19 protein-coding genes are annotated in these 19,133 nt (G+C 56.5%); 5 read left to right on the top strand and 14 right to left on the bottom strand.

What is annotated here, in order from left to right; genetic code table 11:
* The first annotated feature begins 333 nt into the window (after positions 1 to 333).
* Positions 334 to 1,557 carry an EAL and HDOD domain-containing protein gene (locus HMPREF1147_RS07815; protein ID WP_009438870.1) on the top strand — a complete coding sequence of 408 codons (1,224 nt, stop codon included), beginning with the start codon at positions 334 to 336 and terminating at the stop codon, positions 1,555 to 1,557.
* Positions 1,558 to 1,701: 144 nt separating this feature from the next.
* On the opposite strand, the gene HMPREF1147_RS07810 is transcribed toward HMPREF1147_RS07815, so the two are convergent.
* Positions 1,702 to 2,721, bottom strand: coding sequence for an HD-GYP domain-containing protein (locus HMPREF1147_RS07810; RefSeq protein ID WP_009350507.1), 1,020 nt, complete (start codon positions 2,719 to 2,721; stop codon positions 1,702 to 1,704).
* A 222-nt stretch (positions 2,722 to 2,943) separates the two neighbouring features.
* Here HMPREF1147_RS07810 and HMPREF1147_RS07805 point away from each other — a divergent pair, with 222 nt between their 5' ends.
* Genes HMPREF1147_RS07805 through HMPREF1147_RS07795 form a run of 3 tightly spaced genes read left to right on the top strand, consistent with a single transcriptional unit; the run spans position 2,944 to position 5,220 of the window.
* Positions 2,944 to 3,750, top strand: coding sequence for an amino acid ABC transporter substrate-binding protein (locus HMPREF1147_RS07805; protein WP_009438769.1), 807 nt, complete (start codon positions 2,944 to 2,946; stop codon positions 3,748 to 3,750).
* Between the two features lie 59 nt (positions 3,751 to 3,809).
* The gene (locus tag HMPREF1147_RS07800) at positions 3,810 to 4,454 is read left to right on the top strand and encodes an amino acid ABC transporter permease (protein ID WP_026761956.1); all 645 of its coding nucleotides are present in this window, start codon (positions 3,810 to 3,812) and stop codon (positions 4,452 to 4,454) included.
* Positions 4,435 to 5,220 carry an amino acid ABC transporter ATP-binding protein gene (locus HMPREF1147_RS07795; protein ID WP_009658346.1) on the top strand — a complete coding sequence of 262 codons (786 nt, stop codon included), beginning with the start codon at positions 4,435 to 4,437 and terminating at the stop codon, positions 5,218 to 5,220. Before HMPREF1147_RS07800 ends, HMPREF1147_RS07795 begins: the two co-directional genes overlap by 20 nt.
* Before the next feature lie 91 nt (positions 5,221 to 5,311).
* On the opposite strand, the gene HMPREF1147_RS07790 is transcribed toward HMPREF1147_RS07795, so the two are convergent.
* Together HMPREF1147_RS07790 and HMPREF1147_RS07785 are read right to left on the bottom strand one after the other, a co-directional pair.
* Positions 5,312 to 6,652, bottom strand: coding sequence for an MATE family efflux transporter (locus HMPREF1147_RS07790; protein WP_009658387.1), 1,341 nt, complete (start codon positions 6,650 to 6,652; stop codon positions 5,312 to 5,314).
* Entirely contained in the window at positions 6,649 to 7,404 is a 756-nt protein-coding gene (locus HMPREF1147_RS07785) for a YdcF family protein (protein WP_009658322.1), read from the bottom strand. Before HMPREF1147_RS07785 ends, HMPREF1147_RS07790 begins: the two co-directional genes overlap by 4 nt.
* 121 nt (positions 7,405 to 7,525) lie before the next feature.
* Between HMPREF1147_RS07785 and HMPREF1147_RS07780 the strand changes: the two genes are divergently transcribed.
* The gene (locus HMPREF1147_RS07780) at positions 7,526 to 7,870 is read left to right on the top strand and encodes a cupin domain-containing protein (protein WP_009438907.1); all 345 of its coding nucleotides are present in this window, start codon (positions 7,526 to 7,528) and stop codon (positions 7,868 to 7,870) included.
* 144 nt (positions 7,871 to 8,014) lie between these two features.
* Here the strand turns inward: HMPREF1147_RS07780 and HMPREF1147_RS07775 are convergent, their stop codons facing one another.
* From HMPREF1147_RS07775 to ricT, 11 genes are all read right to left on the bottom strand, one after another.
* Complete coding sequence (locus HMPREF1147_RS07775) at positions 8,015 to 8,623, bottom strand: hypothetical protein (RefSeq protein ID WP_009658356.1); 609 nt, start codon at positions 8,621 to 8,623, stop codon at positions 8,015 to 8,017.
* A gap of 66 nt (positions 8,624 to 8,689) precedes the next feature.
* Positions 8,690 to 9,907 carry an ABC transporter permease gene (locus HMPREF1147_RS07770; protein WP_009658305.1) on the bottom strand — a complete coding sequence of 406 codons (1,218 nt, stop codon included), beginning with the start codon at positions 9,905 to 9,907 and terminating at the stop codon, positions 8,690 to 8,692.
* Complete coding sequence (locus HMPREF1147_RS07765; protein WP_009658359.1) at positions 9,897 to 10,619, bottom strand: ABC transporter ATP-binding protein; 723 nt, start codon at positions 10,617 to 10,619, stop codon at positions 9,897 to 9,899. The genes HMPREF1147_RS07770 and HMPREF1147_RS07765 overlap by 11 nt, the downstream gene beginning before the upstream one ends.
* Positions 10,620 to 10,633: 14 nt before the next feature.
* The gene (locus HMPREF1147_RS07760; RefSeq protein ID WP_009658299.1) at positions 10,634 to 11,746 is read right to left on the bottom strand and encodes an efflux RND transporter periplasmic adaptor subunit; all 1,113 of its coding nucleotides are present in this window, start codon (positions 11,744 to 11,746) and stop codon (positions 10,634 to 10,636) included.
* A complete protein-coding gene (locus HMPREF1147_RS07755; protein ID WP_009658351.1) occupies positions 11,743 to 13,149 on the bottom strand; it encodes a TolC family protein in 1,407 nt (468 codons plus the stop codon). Before HMPREF1147_RS07755 ends, HMPREF1147_RS07760 begins: the two co-directional genes overlap by 4 nt.
* Positions 13,150 to 13,240: 91 nt before the next feature.
* A complete protein-coding gene (locus tag HMPREF1147_RS07750; RefSeq protein ID WP_009658335.1) occupies positions 13,241 to 14,386 on the bottom strand; it encodes a S41 family peptidase in 1,146 nt (381 codons plus the stop codon).
* A gap of 16 nt (positions 14,387 to 14,402) precedes the next feature.
* Complete coding sequence (locus HMPREF1147_RS07745) at positions 14,403 to 15,515, bottom strand: murein hydrolase activator EnvC (protein WP_009658342.1); 1,113 nt, start codon at positions 15,513 to 15,515, stop codon at positions 14,403 to 14,405.
* Positions 15,516 to 15,519: 4 nt separating this feature from the next.
* Entirely contained in the window at positions 15,520 to 16,407 is an 888-nt protein-coding gene (gene ftsX, locus HMPREF1147_RS07740; protein WP_009350493.1) for a permease-like cell division protein FtsX, read from the bottom strand.
* A complete protein-coding gene (gene ftsE / locus HMPREF1147_RS07735; protein WP_009350492.1) occupies positions 16,397 to 17,083 on the bottom strand; it encodes a cell division ATP-binding protein FtsE in 687 nt (228 codons plus the stop codon). The genes ftsX and ftsE overlap by 11 nt, the downstream gene beginning before the upstream one ends.
* Positions 17,084 to 17,311: 228 nt before the next feature.
* On the bottom strand, positions 17,312 to 18,037 hold the full coding sequence (locus tag HMPREF1147_RS07730; RefSeq protein WP_009658362.1) for a tRNA1(Val) (adenine(37)-N6)-methyltransferase: 726 nt from the start codon (positions 18,035 to 18,037) through the stop codon (positions 17,312 to 17,314).
* 10 nt (positions 18,038 to 18,047) lie between these two features.
* Positions 18,048 to 19,112 carry a stage 0 sporulation family protein gene (gene ricT, locus HMPREF1147_RS07725; protein WP_009658308.1) on the bottom strand — a complete coding sequence of 355 codons (1,065 nt, stop codon included), beginning with the start codon at positions 19,110 to 19,112 and terminating at the stop codon, positions 18,048 to 18,050.
* Positions 19,113 to 19,133 lie beyond the last annotated feature (21 nt).

Below are 19,133 nucleotides of genomic sequence, written 5' to 3'. Positions count from 1 at the left end.
ATATTGCTTGCCTCACGCCGGACACAATTCAACAGGTAGAGGACTGGATGAATAACCTCCCCAGGAAAATCCTCGGATACGATACACCCAAAGAGCGTTTCGATTCATATGTTGCTCAATTCGCTGCCTCGTAACTTTTTCCCTACTTGTCCCACTTGCTATTGCAATTTAGGCCTTCATACAACGACGCAAACAGTATCTTTAATGCCGTCAACTTTTTTTGATTTGTTTTTCGTATAAACTATGCTATAATGATCATCAAATATCCCGTAATAGAGACACAATAGAGACATATCACGTTTTAGATTCGTCTCCAACAGAAAGAGGCTATCTATGGATGAATTATTTATCGGGCGGCAGGCAATTTTAGACAAGAAAAAGGGCGTATACGCCTATGAAATCTTATTCCGCAGCGGTCTGAAAAACGCCTTTGACCCCAATCTCGACGGCAATGTCGCGACGCAGAGCGTGATGGTGAACGCGATGCTCGAATTCGGCATGAAAAAACTCGTCTCTGAAAAAAAGGGCTTCATCAATTTTACGGAGAAAAATCTGCTCGACCGGGCGCCGAAGCTCCTCCCCGCCGATACCATCGTGGTGGAGATTCTCGAAACGGTACAGCCCCGCGCGGAGATTCTTGAAGCGGTACAGGAACTCAAGGCAGCAGGCTACAAGATCGCCCTCGACGATTTTGTCCTGCTCCCCGGCTATGAGCCGCTTATCGAGATGGCGGATATCATTAAGGTGGACTTTCGCATCACCGAGGATCCCGAGGAGCGGAAAAAGCTGCGCGAAATTCTCCCCGGTCATGTCCGTCTGCTCGCCGAGAAGATCGAAACGGAGGACGAGTTCCGTCAGGCGCTTGAGTTCGGCTATGTGCTCTTTCAGGGCTATTTCTTCTGCAAGCCGACTGTCCTGCGTCAAAAGAAGCTCTCAAGCAATGCGCTTTCACAGATGCGGCTCCTCAAGGAGGTCAACCGCCGTGAGTTTGACTTTAGGGCAATTACGGACGCCATCTCCTCGGACACAAACCTCGTACATAAACTGCTGACCTACATCAACTCAGTCGGCATGGGACTCACGCACAACGTCTCAAACCTCAGGCAGGCAACCGTCCTGCTCGGACTAGAGGGCATTCGCCGCTGGGTAACACTCGTGAGCCTCCAAACGTTCTCCGAAGGCAAACCGCCCGAACTCTTTACCATATCTCTGCTGCGCGCCAAGTTCTGCGAACTGATCGCAAGCGAGCTCAAACACTCGAACGTCACGCCGGACACAGGCTTCCTGCTTGGTATGTTCTCGCTCATCGACGCGCTGCTCAATCAGCCGATGGAAGAAGTACTTGAGGAGGTTGCACTCAGTGAGGAGCTGACTTCCGCGCTCCTCGGCGAAAAGAGTGATTTGCGCAAGATTCTGGATATCGCAGTTGCCTATGAACAAGGCGACTGGGATCAGGTCATTGCACTCTGCAAAGAGGAAAATCTCTCACCGGGACGCCTCAAACAGAATTATAACGCCGCCCTCGAGTGGTACAATCTGCTCCAGTCGGTAGGCTAAACGAACGAAAACAAAACGCCGTATGAACGTATCATGCGGCGTTTTTTGATGGAATCAAACGATCGCGTAAAATGGAAGATAAAAACAGAGCCTGCAGCGTATACGAGCCGTTTCACGCCGAAAGCTCTGTAAAAAGGATCTGTCTTATTTGGGATTGTACTCGAGAATCGCGATCCGCGGGTTCTCATTGAGATCGATCAGCTCGTCGTCGCCGATTGCCACGATCGGTTTCGGCACAACGCCGTGCGGATAGGAGACAATCTTTCCCTCACGATGATTGTTGAGGAGTACGCGCGAACCGAGGAATGCGTTCTTGATATTCGTCAGCACTGCCATGCAGACCTCGGGATCGAGTGTCGTATACATCTGGCTCGCGATGACTGCTACCGCGTCAAACGGTGTCTGCCGCCGATATCCCTCGCGCTCGGTTGTGATATTATCGTAAAGATCCGCAACGGCAACAATACGCGCGTAGAGGTGGATATCGTCCCCCTTGATATTGAACGGAAATCCGCTGCCATCCATGCGTTCATGATGTTGGAGCGCCGTCAGACGTACGCCCTCGGTGAGTCCTGCGATCTTGTTGAGGATCTGCGCGCCGTCCACCGTGTGCTGAATGTATCTCTCGTAGTCCTCGCCCTTGAGCGTATCGATGTTCTTCTCGAGCAGCCGTTGATCGAACTTCGACTTGCCTACATCGTGCAGGAATCCTGCCATCACGATGTCCTTCGACATCTCGCGGTCAAGATGCATCCACTTGGCAAAGACACCCGCGAGAATCGACACGCGCAGCGAGTGGTTGTAGATGTCGCTCGCAAGATGATTGAGCTGATTGAGATAGTCGATCGTTCCGCTGCGGCGCGAGAGCGGCAGAAGATCCTCCTGCACCATCTCATTGGTCTGCTCAACCGGCACCTCCCCCGTCTTCTTTGTCTGCTCAAAGATAGATTTTGCCGTGCCGACGACATTTTCATATTGCTTAACGAACAGATTGCTGCGCGAAAAGATCGGTGAGATCCCCTCTTTCAGCTCGTTTTCGTCCTTGATGTAGACGACAGGAATTTTCAAAAACTTGAGACGCGTGATATGCGCCTGCGTGAGTTCGGTGTTCTCCGACACGACGACCACACGCTTGGCATTGACGATCGTTCGCGCAAGTATCATCCCATTTTCAAGATCGTCCACGGATATTGCACGCAAGGTAAGCCCTCCCCCGGTTTACGCGGTCAATTTTATACGAAATATGATATCTATAACTATTTCTACCTTTCTTAAAAAAAACCTGCCTGTACAAAATAAATACTTGACATAATTTTACTGTTTCGCTTATAATAGCACTACGTTATCGATTTATCTTGTTAAAGAATCAAAAGGAGAGTGGAAAAGATGAACCGGAAAAACATTTTAACCGGCGTAGCTGCGGCTATGATGTCCGCACTGCTGCTCACGGGCTGCGGCGGCGGGGATAAAGCTGCCGCGCCTGCAAAGGACGGGGACAAGGGGAAAATTGTTGTGGGTCTCGACGACAATTTCCCGCCGATGGGCTTTAAGGATGAGAAGAACGAGATCGTCGGTTTCGATGTCGACCTCGCAAAAGAGGCGGCAAAGCGGCTCGGGCGCGAGGTTGAGTTCAAGGCGATCGATTGGTCGAGCAAGGAAGCCGAGCTCAAGAGCGGCCGCGTCCAAATCCTATGGAACGGACTCGATATCACAGAAAAGCGTAAAGAAAACATGCTCTTCTCCGATCCGTACATGGACAGCCAACAGGTCATCTTCGTCCGCAAAGGCGATACTGCGATTACCGACGAGCAAAGCCTCGCCGGCAAGGTAATCGGCACGCAGAGCGCAAGTACGGCGGAGGAATACATCGACGCGACCGACTTCTATAAAAAGGACGTCAAAGAGGTAAAGAAATATCCCGATTTCGTCGCGACCTTTATGGATCTTGAGAACGGTCGCCTGGACGCGGTGGTCGGCGACCGGATCGTCGGGCGCTACTACATGAGCAAACACCCCGATAAAATCGAAGAGCGCAACATTCCGATCGGTCCCAAGGGCGAGCTCGGCATCGCCTTTGCAAAAGACAATACGGCGCTGCGCGACGAAGTGCAGAAGGTCATGAACGAGATGAAGGCGGACGGCACGGCCGCAAAGATCTCCGAAGAGTGGTTCCAAACAAATTTGGTTAAGTAACTGTACGGAACGAGGCTGCCGTGCTCCTTGCGGCAGCCTTTTTCACGCCGGGAGATATGATGGATAAAATACTGGATACCGCCTTCCTCATGCTCGAGGGATCGACGGTCACGCTCGAGATTTTCTGCGTTACGCTCGCGCTTTCGCTGCCGCTCGGTTTCTTCGTTGCCCTGGGGCGTCTTTCGCGCAGCCGGATTCTCGGCCGACTGATCGACTTCTACATCTGGGTCATGCGCGGCACGCCGCTGATGCTCCAGCTGCTCTTCGTCTATTTTGCCCTGCCGATGATCGGCATCAAGCTGTCGGATCTCTCCGCCGCATTTCTGGCCTTTGTGCTGAACTACGCGGCATACTTCGCGGAGATCTTCCGCGCGGGCATTCAGGCTGTGCCGCGCGGACAGTACGAAGCCGCGCGCGTGCTCGGCATGAGCTATCCGCTCGCCCTGCGCCGGATCATTCTGCCGCAGGTGCTGCGCATTACGCTGCCGCCGGTCAGCAACGAGACGATCAATCTCGTCAAGGACACGTCGCTGGTCTACATCCTTGCCATGAACGACCTGCTGCGCGTTGCGCGCACGATCGTTCAGCGCGAGTTCGACATGACGCCGCTCGTCATTGCGGGGGCATTCTACCTTGCGATGACCGCCGCGCTCACCTGGGGATTCAAAAAATTGGAGGCGCACTATGGAAGATATGACCGCTGATACGGAAACGATGCTCACGATGCGCGGCATCCGAAAGACATTCGGCGGAACGGAGGTGCTGCGCGGCATTGATCTCTCGCTCGTGCGCGGCGAAGTCCTCGCGATCATCGGCCCCTCGGGGTCCGGGAAATCCACCCTGCTCCGCTGCATCAACAAGCTCGAGACCGTCGACAGCGGCGATATCGTCATCCGCGGGCGCATCCTCTGCGAGACGAAAGAGGGCGCGGCGCAGGCGGTCTACGCAGAGCCGCAGGAAGCGCGCCGTATTCTCTCTTCAACGGGTATGGTGTTCCAGCAGTTCAATCTCTTTCCGCATATGACCGTCATCGAAAATCTCATCGAAGCCCCATGCCACGTCAAGGGTATGGCAAAGAGCGAGATCCTTCCCTATGCGCGCGAACTCCTCCAAAAAGTCGGTCTCTCTGACCGTGAGGACGCCTACCCGAGCCAGCTCTCGGGCGGACAGCAGCAGCGTGTCGCCATCGCGCGCGCGCTCGCGATGCAGCCGGACATCATGCTCTTTGACGAGCCGACCTCCGCGCTTGATCCGGAGCTGACGGGCGAGGTGCTCCGCACCATGCGCGCACTTGCCGCCGAACGCATGACGATGATCGTCGTCACGCACGAGATGGCATTTGCACGCGAAGCCGCAACGAACATCATCTTCATGGAGCATGGCCGCATCATCGAAGAGGGCACGCCGGACGCCTTTTTCTCCGCCCCGAGAGAAGAGCGGACGAAAGAGTTTCTGCGAAATATGCTGTAACCCCCGGGATTTGGACAATATACAAAAATACAACAAGGACGGATACGAAGATGCATTTCTTCCGTGTCCGTCCTTGTTCGTGAGACTAAATTTATACAGTCGTCTGCAGTGTCTTCTGCGTCCAATAATACGCAATCACAACCGGTACCCCTGCGCCGATCCATGCGAGAGGATTTGCAAAGCACGCGCCGAGGAAGCCGAACTGTGCGCAGAGAAAAATCGCAGTGCCTGCGCGCATGAGGAGTTCCATTGCCCCGGCAACGGTCGGCATCACACTCTGCCCGAGCCCCTGCAGAACGTTGCGGTAAACGAGAAGGAGCGCTAGTATCAGGTAGCAAGAACCGTTGACGATGAGGAACATATGCCCGTAGGCGATGACATCCGACGCTGCCGCATCCCCTTCGATGAAGAGGGCAAGGATATGTGTGCCGAATGCAATCAGCAATGCACCAATGAGTACGGCAAAGCCCATTGATAGTTTCAGACAAGCGCGCACGCCTGCACGGATGCGGTCATACTTCTGCGCGCCGTAGTTTTGTGCGGTGTACGCCGCCATCGCATAGCCAAACGACAGCATCGGCATGACGGCAACGGCATCAATCTTCTGTGACGCTGCATACGCGGCAACGGCAACTGCGCCGAGATTGTTCAGCGCAATTTGGAGAATCACCGCACCGATTGCAATGACCGTGCCCTGAAATCCCATCGGTAGTCCTACACGCAGATGCTCCCACAGGAGCGCGCGGTCAAGGCAAAAGTCTGACCGCCGCACGTGGAGCACAGGGATGCGCCGCCGAATATAGGCGAAAAAAATCAGTGCGCCAAGCCCCTGTGAAATGACAGTCGCGAGTGCCGCGCCGGGAATCCCCCACCCCAACACGAGAATCGCGATCGGCTCAAGGACGATATTGAGGAACAGCGCGATACCGAGCATCACGGTGGGGATTTTACTGTCCCCAAGTGCACGCACGAGACAGTTTTGCAGATAGAGGAAAAGGAAGATGATAAGCCCCGCAAAGATGACAGTGATGAAATCCTGAGCCCCATCAATGATCTCCACAGGCGTCTCCATGAGCACAAGCATCGGACGCGTAAGCGGCAAAACAATCGCCGTAAGGAGAAGTGTTACCACCATGCCAAGGATAATACATGCCGCCGTACTGCGCCGGACACCGTCCATATCCTCCGCACCGAACCGCTGTCCCGTGCAGATGGTAATGCCGACGCAAAAGCCCATGATGAATCCGAGCGCGAGGAACATGAGGCTGCCTGTGCATCCCACCGCAGCGAGCGCGGAAACGCCGAGGAATCGCCCAACAATGAGCGTGTCGACAAACGAATAGAGCTGCTGCATCATGTTCCCCGCAACCAGCGGCAATGAAAAGAAAAAAATCAGCCGCATCGGATCGCCGCTCGTCAAATTCTTCGTCATTCCAAATACCTCGTGACAAAAGTACGCAGTTCTTCCCGCAGGAACGTGATGTTGGTCTGGAACGGTGAGACACTCGGCACAAATTTCAGCGGATTGAGGTGCGGATGTGCAGGCACCCAAAAATCTGACGGATATGGCGTTACCTCGATGCCCAATTTTTCAAAGTTCAGTACGGCGCGCGGCAGATGAAACGCCGAGGTCACGAGAATCGGGTGCGTAAAGCCTTCTCTGTGCAGGATCTCAGCCGAATACCGCGCGTTCTGTCCCGTCGTTAGGCTCTCGGACTCCGTGTATATTTGCTCCTCCGGCACACCGAGCGAGATGAGCACGCGCCGTGCGATCTCCGCCTCCGTACCTGTGTCCTTGAATACTTGACCGCCCGAGAGAAGAATCGGCAATCCATAAAGCCGATGCAGACGCACGGCGGTGAGCAGACGCGACGCAGGACTCGGCGCAAGCATCCCCTCCCCATCCACATCCTGCACGCCGCCGATCGCCCCGCCGCCAAGCATGATGATGACGTCGCCCTGCGGGTGCTCCGGCACCGGATACGTCCGCTCGAGACTCCCCATGAAGAGATCGGCAACCGCCCCCGTCGTGAGGAGATAAAATACGGCGGCAATCGCGGCGAGAATCCCCGCGGCTGCTTTCACCTGCCGCCGCCATAGATACACGGCAATCGCGGCGAGCGCAAGGATGAAGATGCCCGGCGGCAGAATCCACGCCGCACCAAATTTCAAAACGTAAATCATAAAAGGAAAACGCACCTCCATCGCGAATATTTAGAAGATATAGGGAGCGTATATTCTTTTTGTAAATATGCCTCTTCCATTTTATCAAACTCTGTGGAAAAAGAAAAGGAGAGACCTGCACATGGCGATTACACAGCATGAACACATCGATGCCGAGAACCGTTTTGGCGGGAGCGGCACCATCCATATCGAAAAGATCCTCTCCCCTGCCGAGCTGGACGGCAAATGTGCAATGTATGCGCGCGTCACCATCCCGCCGCATGCATCAATGGGCGTCCACCGGCATGAGGGTAATACGGAAACGTACCACATCCTCTCAGGACGTGCCCGCTATAACGACAACGGAAAGGAAATCGAGATCGGCCCGGGGACGACGACGTTCTGCGGCGACGGCGAGGTACACGCTATCGAGAACATATCGGATACTGAGGATCTCGTTTTTATGGCGCTGATCATCAATAAGTAAATATTTGTACACAAACGAAGAAGCCGCACCCGATAAAGATGCGGCTCTTTTATTTGTAATTGAACGTAATGACGCTGCCCTCGCAGCGGCGCCGTGCTGCTGTTCCCTATAACAACGAACGGCGATGTACTGCATCTCTGTTTTTTAATACGGAATCGTATCGTCATCCATGGAGTGATGCTCTATCTTCGTAAAATAGTTCACCGACAAATCGACCGGCCCGTCCAGCAAGGCGCGCATGAACGCCGTGTAGGAAATCCCTTCAGATTGTACCGCAAAGAGATAGTCGCCAACTGCCCAATGTGCGGCGTAGTTGGTCGTCATCCCGTTCTCATCTTTGACCTCCGCAATCGACACGGGGACACCGCGCATGGTCACCTTCTTCCACGTTGCGCCATAGATGCCGCTGATATCGTCATTCTGCATCAGATTGGCGGGCGCCGTGCGCACGAGCAGCTTTGCGTTGTCGTTCCGGATGCGTGCATAACGGATATCGATGAGGTCGCCCGCAATGACGTAGATATGCTCCGCCTGATAGCCCGTGAGTTCCGACAGTGACAGGGGATAATAGCCCGCCGCCTGCGCCGCCTCTGCAACGGACGGATATTCGACCATCGGATTGGGCATACCGTCCATCTCCTGCGCAGACGTATAGGAGCGCGCCTGTGCTGCAGGGACGTTCAGGGGAACGGCGACGAGCACTGCCGCTGCGAGCATCCCGGAAAGAATCTTGAAAGAACGTGTTTTTCGCATAAGATATTCTCCTCTCTTGCATGTCCGCACGGGACACATCACAAAACGAAAACCATATCCTCCCGCTCACTCGTAGCGCAGGGCGTCGATGGGATCGAGCCGCGCCGCCTTGCGTGCAGGGTAGATGCCGAAAAAGAGCCCGATGCCGACGGCAAAGCTAAACGAAACGACGATCGGCAACACTGCTAAGGTCGTCTCAAATCCGCCGAATTTACCGATGATCTCTGAAAGTGATACGCCCATGGCGATACCGATCATGCCGCCCACGATGCCGATGACCATGGACTCGATCATGAACTGCATAAGGACATTCGACGAGGTCGCCCCTAGCGCCTTGCGGATGCCGATCTCGCGTGTGCGCTCGGTAACAGAAACCATCATGATGTTCATGATGCCGATGCCGCCGACGAGCAGAGAGATCCCCGCAATCGAGCCGAGCAGCAGCGTGATCATATTTGTGCTCTCTGTAAAGGACTCCATAAGGCTCGTCATATTGCGCACAGTGAAGTCGTCCTCCGTACCGGTACGTATATGATGCCGCGACCGCAGCAAGGTCTCGATCTCGCTCTGTACCTGATCCATGCGCGCCGGGTCGGACACCTGAATATTGATCGACTGCACATGGGTGATCGCAAGCATGCGCTCCTGCGCTGTGGTCAGCGGAATATAGATCACATCGTCCTGATCCTGCCCCATGGACGACTGTCCCTTCGAAGCGATGAGGCCAATGACCTTAAACGGCTGATTATTGATGCGGATATTTTGACCGACCGGATTCTCCGCGCCGAACAGATTCGCGGCGACGGTCGCGCCGATCACAGCGACGCGGCTGCGTTTGCTGAGATCGCTCGCCGTGATGAAAGAGCCGTTTTCCACTTTGAGCGAGCGAATTTGCATCAGCTCCGGCGTGACTCCCATCACCTCCGTATTCCAGTTGAGGTTGCCGTTGACGACTTGATAGGAGGTGTTTACCGTCGGCGAAACATAGTCAATGCCCTTGATTTTGGATGCAATCGCCTTAGCGTCGTCGTATTTGAGGGATTTGCGCGAGCCTGCTGCACCGCGGATGCCGCCCTTATTGGTGGAGCCCGGCATAACGATGAGCATATTCGTACCGAGACTGGCAAAGGAGTTCGTCACACTCGTTCGGACGCCCATGCCGATAGAGACCATCGCAATGACCGCGCCGACGCCGATGATGATACCGAGCATCGTGAGGAGGGAGCGGAGCTTGTTCGCAAGGAGCGCATTCAGCGCCATGGCAAAGCATTCCTTAAACAACATCCATCACGACCCCCTTTCCCTCATCGCGCGTGATTTTCCCATCGCGGACAAGGAGCTGGCGGCTCGCGCGCACGGCGATTTCCGGCTCGTGCGTGACGAGGATAATCGTATGCCCCTTTTCATGCATTGTTTCGAAAATGTCCATGATCTCCTTCGTGGACTTGGTATCAAGGTTGCCCGTCGGTTCATCCGCCATGATAATATGCGGTTCGTTGACGAGGGCGCGCGCAATCGCGACGCGCTGCCGCTGCCCGCCTGAGAGTTCATTCGGCAGATGCCCGCCGCGGTCGGCGAGACCGACGGAAGTGAGTACTTCCTGCGCGCGGGCAAGCCGTTCCTTTTTCCCGACCCCCGCGTAGACGAGCGGAAGCGCAACATTCTCGAGCGCCGTAATGCGCGGCAACAAGTTGAAGTTTTGGAAAACAAAGCCGATCTTTTTGTTGCGCGTAACGGCGAGCGCATCGTCGCCGAGCCCCGCGACCTCATCGCCGTCGAGCCGGTAAGATCCTTCAGTCGGATGGTCAAGACAGCCGAGAATATTCATGAGCGTAGATTTCCCTGAGCCGGAGGGTCCCATCAGCGCGGCAAACTCACCGCGCTGAATATCGAGGTCGATGCCGTCGAGCGCCGCGAGCTCCTCCCCGCCGATACGGTAGACCTTACGGATACCGCGCAGACGAATAGCCGCGGGGTGTGTTTCTTTGGTCTGCATGATCTCCCTCCGCATCAGAATGGCGGCGGCCCGCCGTCCTGCTTCGCGCTGCTTGTCGCCTTAGCCGTGTAGGTATTGACGACGCGTTCCCCTTCGTCCAATCCCGAAAGGATCTCGACGTACTCGTCACTGTAGATGCCCGTCTCGACGTAGCGCTGCTCCTGCGTCCCGTCATCCTTCATCACCATGACATAAGAACCGTTTGAATCCGTCTTGAGTGCGGCGAGCGGAACGACGAGCGCGTCCGCTTTGTCCGCCGTATTGATCACGACACGTGCGGTCATCGCCGGCAAAAGCATGCTGTCCGGATCGTCCACGTCGAGCGTGACATAGTAATAGATAACGCTCGCGCTCGATGACGAGGAGCTCGATGAACTCGAGGAGCTTGTATCCCAGCTGTTCGAAACGTCGGTCTGGGAGATCTTCGAGACACGTGCCGTAAATTTTTGATCCGTAAACGCATCGACCGTAAACGTCGCATCCTGCCCGACACGGATATTGCCGATATCGGTTTCATCAACCTTTGCCTTGATTTGCTTGCGCGAAAGATCGGCAATACGCATGATGACGGTAGGATTATCCGAGCCCTGCACCGCCATAGTCCCCGCCGTCTTGGGCTCGCCGACCACAACGCCCGAGATCGGTGCGGTGATAATCGTTTCATTCGCATCGGAGACCGCTTCTTCGAGAGTCGACTGCGCCGTCTCGTAGTTGTACTGCGCGTCTTCAAGATCCTGCTGGGATTTTGCCCCGATGCCCGCGAGATAGTTCATACGATTGTACTTTGCACGCGTATTCGTCACACGATACTGCGCCTGATCCCGCTTCGCCTCGTAGTCCTTACCGTCAAGCGTCGCGACGGTCTGTCCTGCCGTCACCGTATCGTTCTCCTTCACGAGCACCGAGCTGATGCGCGCGGTGATCTTGGAGCTGACCTCAACGGAATCGACGGGCTGTATCGTCCCCGTCGCCTCGACGGTCGACTTGATATCCATACGCCGGACGGCAACGGTCTCAACGGCCTGCGCGGATTTTTCCGCTTCGCCCGCCGAATAGTAGTAATAGCCGCCGAAAGCGACGACCGCCGCGATCAACACACCGATACCGATGATTTTCTTCCGTTTCATTTGCCGGGCACCTCATTCTTCGCAACCGTCATCTGTACCGCCGCGCTCGTCGCAAGGTTTGCGGCGTCCGCACTGTCGCGCTCGGCCTGTGTGACCTCGGGCAGCCCGTCGGCCGCGGCGCGTTCCGCCGCGGTGAGCGGTTCGCCCATCAGATTCTCCACCTGCGCCCGATAGCGCGCATAGTCATAGCGTGCGTTGATATCGTTCTGCTTGGCCTTCGACAGCGCAAGCTGCGCATCCAGCACGTCGAGGAGTATCCCCTCCCCCGCACGGTAACGCTGACTCGCGATGAAATAATCTTCCTCCGCCTGCTTCACGGCATCCCCTGTCGCCGTAAACCGCTTCTCCGCTTCACGGAGGTTCAGGTATGCCTTCCGCAGGTTCAGATCAATCGTCTCCTCCGCCTGCTGGACATTCAGCAACGCCGTATCCCGCTCCGCTTCTGCCGCATCGATCTGTGCCCGCGTCACACCGCTGTCAAAGATATTCCAGTTCACCCCGACGGATGCGGAAACATCGCGGTTCGTATCATTGTGCGGTCGGAACTGCGTTGTGATGCCGGAGCCAACGGTCAGGTTCACGGTGGGTTTCTTCCCTGCCTTTGCGATATCAACGGCGAGTTCCCGCTGCGCAAGGGTATCCTTTTGCACCTGCAGATCGCGCCGGTTGCCGTAGGCATAGGAAATACAGTCCTGCACGGTCTTCTCAAATGGTACGTAGGAAACGTCTGTCGTAAGACGCAGCTCCTCGCCGCGATCCATATTGAGGAGATTGCGGAGCGTCGCAAGATTCACCTCATAGGCATTTTCCGCGCTGATGAGCTCCTGCCGCGCATTCGACAGCTCGACCGAAGAACGCAGGACATCAATGCGTGCCTGTGCTCCTGCCTCGTAGAGCGCCGTGACATTGCCCAGATGTGCATCGTAATTGCCAACTGCTTCACGCTGTACTTCGGTCTTTTTGAGCGCCTCAACGGCGTTGTAATATGCGGCGATGACTTCGTATTTCAGATCTTCCCGTGCGCGCTCCGTCGTGAGCCGTGCAGCTGCGGCGCCGATCTCTCCGGATTGAATACTCGCCTGATTCGCGCCGCCGGTGTAAAGAGGGAGACTTGCCGAGAGATTCAGACCGTTTGAGGACTGTTGTGTTTCGCCGTTCGTCTTGCTCCAGCGCACACTGTCACTCGCCGATACGGAAACACCGTTCCTGCCGCGCGCCTGTTTTAAGGCGGCATCCGCCGTATGCTCTCCCTGCCGCGTAATGCGCAGTCCCGTATTCGCGGCGAGTGCCATATCGACGGCATCCGCCAGCGAAAGATCGCGTGCCTGTGCCCCCGACTGTACCGCAAACAAGCAGGCGGTAAGTAAAGGCAGACAAAGGATGCGTCGCTTTTGACCGTACATAAATAACCTCCTCGGTCAATCAACGTAAAATAATTGCGCCCATGCTACCGCAGGGGCGCTAACCTTTTCTTTGAGTGGAGTTATGTTTTCATTAGAGGGCAGGATGTTCAATAAGCCACTGTTTTGCGGCATCGAACTGTACGTCAGACGTATCCTGTGGACTGCGCTCCACCACAATGTCCGGCGTGATGCCGATGCCGTCGATGAATCGTCCGCTCGGAGTTGCGTATTTCGCAATCGTAAGTTTCAGTCCGTCTTCATGCATCAAGGGCAATACCGTCTGCACAGAACCTTTGCCGTAAGACTGTGTTCCCACAATGGTTGCCGCTCCCGCATCTTGGAGGGCACCCGCAAGGATTTCGGACGCGCTCGCACTGTTCTCATCAATGAGAACGACGATCGGATATTTCCGCTCAGTCAGATGCGAGCGGTAGACCTCCTCGTTTCCGTCGCGATCCACGACGGAGACGATCGTCCCTGCCGGCACGATCTGTTCAGCGACGGCGACGCAGCTCGTAATCAGTCCGCCCGGGTTCTCGCGCAGATCGAGGATGAGGGATGTCATCCCCAGCCCCGCGAGACGATTCATCTCGGAGGCAAACTCATTCCCCGTATGCTCAGCGAAGGAGGCAATGCGGATGTAGCCGATACTTGTCCCATCCACCATCGTTCCGCGTACGGACGGCACTTGTATGGTCGCGCGCGTGAGTGTATAGTCCTGCTCCGCACCGTCGCGCAGGATGCGCAAAACGACCGTCGTTCCGACTTCGCCGCGGATGTTCATAGCGACCTCTTCGCTCTGCATCTCGCTTGTCGGCGTGCCGTTCACTGCGAGGATTTCATCACCCGTGCGCAGGCCTGCCGCTTCGCCGGGCGTCCCCTCAAGCACGGAGATGATCCTGACATGTTTATCCTTAAACCCCATCGTCACGCCAATGCCGCCGAACGATCCCTCCGTCTGCTCGCGCAGCGCCCTAAACATACCGGGCGGAAGGTAGACCGAGTGCGGATCATCAAGGGAAGCGACCATGCCGTTAATGGCACCGTCGATGAGATGCGTCGTATCGGGTGCATTCACGGAACGCGCCCGTATGAACTCCATGACGCCGAAAAGGCGCAGAACATCGTCACTGTAAAGTCCCGCTGCACGCAGGAGACCGCCTGCCGCCAGGATGGTCAGCAGGCTGCCAACGAGTGCCGATAGGACGGCAAATCCGACTAATTTCTTTCTGCTCATATACTCTTTCGCTCAATCAAAGATATTCTAAGGGGTTGACCGGCTCACCGCTGACACGCACCTCAAAGTGGCAGTGCGGTCCCGTCGAGTTTCCGGTCGATCCGCACTCGGCGATCAGCTCGCCCTGCGCGACACTCTGCCCCGTACTCACTTCGAGCGACTGGCAATGCCCGTACAGCGTCGAGATGCCGCCGCCGTGATTGATGATGACTGCGTAGCCGTAGCCGGAGATCCACCCGGCGTATTCGACCGTCCCCGCCTGCGCCGCATAGATCGGGTCGCCATAGTCGCCGCCGATGTCGATACCGCTGTGGAACCGCTGTGCCCCTGTGATGGGATGCGTACGCCAACCAAACGGCGAAGTGATGGGGCCCGCGAGCGGCCATATCATCGTGCCCGTTCCCTGCACGGGAAGATTACGCAGACCACTGCGCTGGAGCATCCGCGTGATGCGCTCGGATGCCGCACGCGCCTCGTCCTGCTTGCGGTCGATGGTCTCCTTATCGTATTTCATTTGGTCGATGAGCGCCTGCTGCGCTGCGACCTTATCTTCCATTGCAAGGCGCGCCTCGCGTGCCTTTTTCTCGAGCGGCTCCTGCGCCGCCTTGTCCTTTTCGAGCGCTTCCTTAAGCGCAACCATCGCATCGCGCTGCTCGAGTACTTCGTGGACGAGGTCGTAGTCCTGCTTGATGACGCGCTTGAGGAGATCCATGCGCGTCAAGAGATCGGCAAAGTCCTTTGCGCCAAAGAGCACATCCACATAGGAGATCTGCCCGTTGATGTAGATATCGCGCACGCGCTTTCCGAGCGCCGTGCTCTTGCGCTCGTACTCGATCTCCGCTGCCGCGAGCTTTTCCTCGTTCTCCTCGAGCCGCGCCAGCGTCTCGTTCAGCTCTGCTCTGCGTGCCTTGTGCTCCGCGATCGCCTCGTCCGCTGCCTCGTCGAGGAGGCGTTTTTGCTCCGAGAGCGAGTCGAGTTTGCCCGCGAGCACCTCGCTCTGTTTCCCAAGATCTTCGACCTGAGCGTCGTAGCTGTCACGCTGTTCTTCAAGCGTCTCTGCCGCAGCCGTACCGGATGCGAGAGCGAGGACGAGAACGGCAGCGCAGAGCCTTTTTCTCATATCGTTCATGCCGTCACACCTTCAAGAAGCGTTTCAGCGAGACCCACGCGCCCGCCGCGCCGATCGCCATACCGAGCAGCACGATAACGATACTTACATATGTCATGAACGGCGACTGCGGAATGAGCGGGAAGAACGCAAGCGTATCATATACCTTATTCGTCACGCCCGCGTAGAAACTGCGCAGAACAAATGCGGAGATGATGCCGCCGATGCACCCGAGCACGATCCCCTCAAGGACAAACGGCCAGCGGATGAACTCGTCCGTCGCGCCCACGTATTTCATGATAGCGATCTCGCGCCGCCGTGCAAAAACCGTCAAACGAATCGTATTCGCGATAATGAACACCGTCGCACCGCCGAGCAGCAGGATGAGCATGACGCCGAAGAGCCGTACGAGCCGTGTGATGTCAAAGAGGTGCTCCACAACATCTTGTCCATACTTTGCCGACTCCACACCATCCATCCGCTCGATCTGCTTTGCCGCTGTCTCCACCATGTCGGGCTGACGCACCGTCACCTCGTAGGCGTTCGGCAAAGGGTTCTTGTCGCCGAGGGCATCCAGCAGATATTTTTGCTCGCCGAGACGCTCGGAGAGACGCTCCCGTGCCTCCTCGCGGCCGATATATTTCACGCTCTCGATGCCCTGCAGCGCCTTGATTTGATCGCCAAGTGCGACTTCCTCGCCCTCGGTCAGATCATCCGTCATATAGACGCTGATTTGCACCTGTGACTCGAGCAGAGACGCCGCACGGTTCATATTGAGGGCAAGGATGAGAAACACTCCGAGAATGAAGAGCGAAACCGCAACTGTGCCGACCGCCGCGAATGTCATCCAGTTGTTGCGGCGCAGCGAGCGGAACACCTCCTGCACATAGTATTCGGCTGTTCTAATCTTCATAGCCGTACCCCCCGTGCATCTCGTCACGCACGATATGACCGCCTTCAATGGCGATCACGCGCCGCTGCATCGTATCGACAATGCCCTTGTCATGTGTCGCCATGACGATCGTCGTCCCCGCCGCATTGATGCGTTTGAAAATATCCATGATGTCCCAGCTTGTCTCGGGATCAAGATTGCCCGTCGGCTCGTCCGCAATGAGGATCGCAGGATCGTTGACGATCGCGCGCGCAATCGCGACACGCTGCTGCTCGCCGCCCGAGAGCTGCGAGGGGAAATTCTTATATTTATCGCGCAAACCGACCACGTCCAATACCGCGTTCACACGCCGCTGCACCATCTGACGCGGCGCCTCAATGACGCGCATCGCGAACGCCACATTCTCATAGACTGTCTTATCCGACAGCAGACGGTAGTCTTGGAAGATGACACCGAGCCCTCGCCGGAGGTACGGCACATCCTTCATATCCATCCGGACAACATCGTGCCCGTTGACAAAGAGCTCGCCTTCCGTCGGCAGCTCTTCGCGGAACAGCATTTTGATGAATGTCGACTTGCCCGCACCGCTGACACCAACAACGAAGATAAATTCGCCCTTGCCAATTTCGATATTGATATGATCGAGCGCAACGACGCCGTTATCATATGTCTTTGAGACATTTTTCATTCGAATCATGAATACAGCTTACTCCTATCTCAATCGGAAATCTTCAGATGAGACGCCGATTCCTTAAAAACGTCTCTCATTATAGCACAAATGGGCGGAGGATAAAACCTCAAACGCCATATTCGACAGCAAAAGAAAAGAGGGGACGAATCCCCACAAAAACATTGCGCACAAGTTACGCCGGCATGATGCGCCATCCCCTGCAAATTATGCACATCGCCCAACAGCACGCGTTTTTCAAACGCTGCCGCCGTAAATATGCCGTATCTCATCCGTATATCGGCCGTCCGCAGTGCGGACGATGAGCGGCGGCAGATGCCGTATTCCCGTAAGAGACGCCCCCTTCACCGCCTCGAGCAGGACGAGATTCGGCGCTTTATCCGGGCACGGCTGAACGAGCCGCATCCGCTTGACGGCAAAGCATTCCCTATGCAGCGCACATATAATCTCGCCGAGCCGCTCAGGAATATGCACCATCGCGATCCGCCCGCCAAACCGCAGCGCATATGCCGACGCCCGTACTGTATCCGCAAGTGTCGCCGTGATCTCATGCCGCGCTGCCGCACGCCCCGCGCATGTACTCACAGCACCGCAGCCCACAGGATAGTACGGCGGATTCGCGAAGACCAGATCAAACGATTCGAACACAAAAAGTGCGGGTGGATCGCGATAGTCCCCCTCCCGCACCGTGATTTTCTCCGATACACCATTGAGCGCTGCATTCCGTACAGCGAGCGCCGCCTGCGCCGAATTCAGCTCAACGGCGAGAATCTCCCGCACCTCATCCACGATAAGCAGCGGAATGACGCCCGCCCCCGTCCCGAGATCGAGGACACGCTCACGCCCCGTAAGGCGCGGGAAATGCGCGAGGAGCACCGCATCCATCGAAAAACAAAATTCATCCGTTCGCTGAATGATGCGCCGCCCACCGCAGGCAAGATCGTCGAGGCGTTCCCCCGGCACTAATACTGGGTCATTCACCGCCGTTTTCCTGCACCCGCGGTGCATGGTTCTCGCGCTCCTTCCGCCGCGGCGGACGTTTCCCGTTGGAACGCGCACGCCGCACATCGCCCTGTGTAGAACGTTCTCCCCGCTCCGCGCGCTCACTGCGCTCGCCCCGACTGCGCGGTGCAGTTCCGCGTTCCCGCGTCTCTCTCTGTTCGCGCGGCGCACACCCCGCATGTCCCTGCCGATGCGGACAGCCGCACTGCGGAACATCTGCAGGTCCGATATCATCCCACGGTGCAACAACCGTTTTCCCATCATCCATGAGAATCGTCGCCGTACGTCGCTGCTCATTCAGCGCGACCACGCGCCCCTCGCCGTCGTCCGCAGCCACACGATCGTTCTGTGCGGGAACGTATTCCACCTTCTTCTTTTCCTTCATACAGCCGCCGCATCCATAGCCCTCGCTCTCGTATTTCAGACAGCACATGAGACGCCCACAGATGCCCGAAATCTTCGCCGGATTGAGCGACAGGTTCTGCTCCTTTGCCATGCGGATCGAGACCGGAACGAAATCCCCCAGGAAGGTCGAGCAGCAGAGCGGACGCCCGCAGCAGCCCATCCCGCCCATCATCTTCGCCTCATCGCGCACGCCGATCTGGCGCAGTTCAATGCGTGTGCGGAACACACCCGCCAGCTCGCGCACGAGCTGGCGAAAATCCACACGCCCATCCGCCGTAAAGTAAAAGAGCATCTTCGACAGATCAAAGGTCAGCTCGACATCCACAAGCTTCATCTTGAGGTCGAGTTCGCGAATTTTCTCCTCGCAGACCGTACGTGCCTCACGCTCTTTCGCATGATTCTCCTCGACGCGCTCGAGATCAGATGCGTCCGCCAGCCGGTGCACTGTACGCAGATTCGGCGGCACCGCTGCATCCGGCATCGTGCGCGGGGCGCTCACCACACGCCCGCACTCCATTCCGCGCGATGTCTCGACGACTACGTGATCCCCCTCCGCAAGGGTAAGTTCACCCTGTCCAAAAGAATATATCTTGCCCGCCGACTTAAAGCGGACACCTACAATCGTTTGCAAAACTTCCTCCTCGATGATCTA

It is taken from the genome of Selenomonas sp. FOBRC9 (assembly GCF_000287655.1).
Classification (GTDB): Bacteria; Bacillota; Negativicutes; order Selenomonadales; family Selenomonadaceae; genus Centipeda; species Centipeda artemidis.
Note: the sequence above shows the minus strand (reverse complement) of the source record. Positions and strands in the feature narration are given on the sequence as shown.